Source organism: Leucobacter soli (assembly GCF_042659205.1).
Taxonomy (GTDB): domain Bacteria; phylum Actinomycetota; class Actinomycetes; order Actinomycetales; family Microbacteriaceae; genus Leucobacter; species Leucobacter soli.
Window position 1 is genome coordinate 1 of record NZ_JBHSRW010000072.1, and the last position, 3,222, is coordinate 3,222.

General features: G+C 69.2%; 4 protein-coding genes. 3 read left to right on the forward strand and 1 reads right to left on the reverse strand.

All coding sequences use genetic code 11. From position 1 onward, the window contains the following. Positions 1-132: 132 nt before the first annotated feature. From ACFPZL_RS06455 to ACFPZL_RS06465, 3 genes are read left to right on the forward strand one after another with little or no spacing between them, the layout of a single operon-like run. Positions 133-618, forward strand: coding sequence for a chloride channel protein (locus tag ACFPZL_RS06455; protein WP_218116030.1), 486 nt, complete (start codon positions 133-135; stop codon positions 616-618). 34 nt (positions 619-652) lie between these two features. Then, the gene (locus tag ACFPZL_RS06460) at positions 653-904 is read left to right on the forward strand and encodes a twin-arginine translocase TatA/TatE family subunit (RefSeq protein ID WP_218116031.1); all 252 of its coding nucleotides are present in this window, start codon (positions 653-655) and stop codon (positions 902-904) included. Positions 905-937: 33 nt separating this feature from the next. Further along, positions 938-1,165 carry a twin-arginine translocase TatA/TatE family subunit gene (locus ACFPZL_RS06465; protein ID WP_218116032.1) on the forward strand — a complete coding sequence of 76 codons (228 nt, stop codon included), beginning with the start codon at positions 938-940 and terminating at the stop codon, positions 1,163-1,165. 400 nt (positions 1,166-1,565) lie between these two features. On the opposite strand, the gene purF is transcribed toward ACFPZL_RS06465, so the two are convergent. Beyond that, on the reverse strand, positions 1,566-3,026 hold the full coding sequence (gene purF / locus ACFPZL_RS06470) for an amidophosphoribosyltransferase (RefSeq protein WP_218116033.1): 1,461 nt from the start codon (positions 3,024-3,026) through the stop codon (positions 1,566-1,568). Positions 3,027-3,222 lie beyond the last annotated feature (196 nt).

Here is a 3,222-nt window from a genome sequence, read left to right on the forward strand (position 1 = left end):
CGCTCGCCGCCGCGCGCGTCTCGGCCTCGGGCGTGCGCGCCGACCTCGCAGCGCTGCTGCCCCTGATCCGGATCTCCTGACGTCGCTCCGAGGCGTGATCCGGCACCCAGGCGACCCTGCGAGAATGGGAGCATGACGAACGAAGACGCGACGGGTGAAGTCGTGGCGGGCGATGCTGATGCGAGCAGCGTCGCGGGCTCCAGCGCGGATGCGCACGACGCGGCGATGAGCGATCTCGGAGCGGACGGGCCGGCGCGGGCGGCCGAGGCGCCGGAGGTCGCGGAGGTTGCCGAGGTCGATGAGGTCGCGGATCCCGCGGGGGACCCGCAGCCGCGGGAGACTCGAAGCCAGGTCGAGGTCGCCCTGGTCCGCTCCGTGCGCTACGGGCCGATCATGGTCGTCGGCGCCGCGATCGGCGCAGTGGTCGGGATCATCGCCGCACTCCTCTTCCCCGTCCAGCCCGATGCGGACTACGAACTCGGCCAGGCCGCCGGACTCGCCGCAGTGATCGGCGCCGTCGTCGGACTGATGCTCGGCGCGGTGCTCGCGCTCGTGCTCGGGCTCGTCGCGAAGCGCAATCGCGGGGCAGCGCTCGCAGTACAGGTGGACGTGCAATAATCAGCGAGTCGGACTCGGATTTAGGAGCTTTGCGATGCTGCAGAATCTCTCGGGGATGCACCTCGCGGTCATCGTCTTCATGGTGGTGCTCCTCTTCGGCGCCCCGAAGCTCCCGGTTCTCGCGAAGAGCCTCGGCCGGTCCCTGCGCATCCTGAAGCAGGAGGCGGCGGGCGAGACAGCGGCTCCTGAACGGATCGCGGATCCCGCAGTGCCGTTCGCCGCGCAGCCGGCGGCACGCGACGCCGCCGAACGGCCCGCTGTCGCGGGCGACACCGACCTGCGATAATAAGCCTCACCCTACGACAGGAGTCCACCCGCCATGCTTGGAAATCTTTCCGGCCCCACCCTCATCGTCATCATCTTCATCGTGCTGCTGCTCTTCGGCGCGCCGAAGCTGCCCGGCCTCGCGCGGAGCCTGGGCCAGTCGATGCGTATCCTGAAGAAGGAGGTCGGCGGCGAGGGCGAGAAGGCCGAAGGCAAGGCGGACAGCACGGCCGCCGCCGAGAGCGACGCCTCCAGCGACACGAAGACCGACAAGAGCGAGTAGCTCGCCGCTCGTCGGACCGAATCATCGGTCCGACGAGATCCTCTCAGACGTCGAAGCAGGGGCCTCCGGGTCCCTGCTTCTCTTTCTCTGTTCGGGGCGCCCCGCGGCGGAATCACCGTCTCGCGCGCGGAACGGGCCTTGTGCGCCGTGAAACGGGTCCCCCGGTCCCGAAACGGGTCTCCCCGGTCCCGAAACGGGTCTCCCCGGCCGCGAAACAGTACGAGATCGTCGGCGCTGTATGGATTCGACGCACGAACTCATGCAGTCTCGACGATCCCGTACAGTCCCGATCCTCGTTGGGCTCCGGGCATCGAGCGCCGAGAGCTGCACCCCGAGCATTGGGCACCGGGATCCGGGATCCGGCCGCCGGGTTCCAGGCGCCGGTGCGCAGGATGGACGGCTAGCTCTCCTGAGTGGCTTCGACCCACGCGAGGTACTCGGCGTCGACATTGCCGGCGACGTACTCGCCCGTGAAGCAGCTGTTCTCGAGCTCGGTCACGAGGCTCTGCCCCGCCATGATCGCGCGATCCATGCCCTCGACGGTCTGGTAGATCAGCCGATCCGCACTCATATCGGCGGCGATCTGCTGCGTAGTGCGCCCGTGGGCGATCAGCTCGCGGCGGCTCGGCATGTTGATGCCGTAGACGTGCGGGTAGAGCACGGGGGGCGCCGCCGAGGCGAAGGTGACCGAGGACGCGCCGGCGCTTCTGGCCATCTCGACGATCTCGCGGGACGTCGTGCCGCGCACGATCGAGTCGTCGACGATGAGCACGTTCTTGCCGCGGAACTCGGTGCTCATCGCGTTCAGCTTCTGGCGGACGCTCTTCTTGCGCACGGCCTGGCCGGGCATGATGAAGGTGCGGCCGACGTAGCGGTTCTTGAAGAACCCCTCGCGGTACTCGATGCCGAGGGTCTGCGCCACCTGCATCGCGCTCGGCCGGGCGGAGTCGGGGATGGGCATGACCACGTCGATGTCGCCGGCCGGGACCTCGGCGGCCACCTGCTCGGCGAGCACGTCGCCGAGGCGGAGCCTGGCGTCGTAGACCGAGATGCCGTTCATCACCGAGTCGGGCCGGGCGAGGTAGATGTACTCGAAGGAGCAGGGGATGAGGCGCGGATTCGCCGCGCACTGCCGGGAGTACATCCAGCCGTCCGGCGAGATGAGCACGGCCTCGCCCGGGGCCAGGTCGCGCACGATCTCGTAGCCGCCCGACTCGAGCACGAGCGACTCCGACGCGACGACCCACTCGTCGCCCCCCGCGGGGCCGGTGCGGCGCCCGAGCACGAGCGGTCGGATGCCGAACGGATCCCGGAAGGCGAGCAGGCCGTGGCCGGCGATCAGCGCGATGGCCGCGTAGGATCCCTCGACGCGCTCGTGGACACGGCTCACGGCCTCGAAGACCTGGTCGGCGTTGAGCGACGGGCCGGCCGCGCCGGCCTGGAGCTCGTTCGCCAGCACGTTGAGCAGCAGCTCGGTGTCGGAGTGCGTGTTGAGGTGACGGCGATCGACGTTGTAGAGCTCCGCGGTGAGCTCACGGGTGTTGGTCAGGTTGCCGTTGTGCACGAGGATCAGCCCGTAGGGCGCGTTCACGTAGAACGGCTGAGCCTCCTCTTCGCGCGCCGCACTGCCGCGGGTGGCGTAGCGGACGTGCCCGAGGCCGACGTTGCCGAGCAGCTGGCGCATGTCGCGCGTGCGGTAGGCCTCGCGCACCTGGCCCTGGGCCTTGACCATGTGGAACTGGTCGCCGTCGGCGGTCGCGATGCCCGTCGAGTCCTGACCGCGGTGCTGCAGCAGCAGCAGGCTGTCGTAGATCTGCTGGTTGACGGGTTCGGTGGAAACGATGCCGACGATGCCGCACATGCTGGGTGATGGCTCCTGCAAGAGAGAGTGACGCCGCGCCCCGCGGTCGCTCGATAAGTCTAGCTCCCGGGGAGCCGCGGTGCGTCCGCGGGTTCCCAGGCTGGAGGTCCTGGCGGCGGTTCCGGCTGAGATCGCACTTCGGGCTGACGAATCCGCGGGAGAACCTCCGCCGGAACTGCGATCTCAGCCGGAACCG

What these genes read in the sequence shown, in the direction of transcription:
- ACFPZL_RS06460 (WP_218116031.1), top strand. Translation starts at nt 653, where the DNA reads ATGCTGCAGAATCTCTCGGGGATGCACCTCGCGGTCATCGTCTTCATG.
- ACFPZL_RS06455 (WP_218116030.1), top strand. Translation starts at nt 133, where the DNA reads ATGACGAACGAAGACGCGACGGGTGAAGTCGTGGCGGGCGATGCTGAT.
- ACFPZL_RS06465 (WP_218116032.1), top strand. Translation starts at nt 938, where the DNA reads ATGCTTGGAAATCTTTCCGGCCCCACCCTCATCGTCATCATCTTCATC.
- purF (WP_218116033.1), bottom strand. Translation starts at nt 3,026, where the DNA reads ATGTGCGGCATCGTCGGCATCGTTTCCACCGAACCCGTCAACCAGCAG.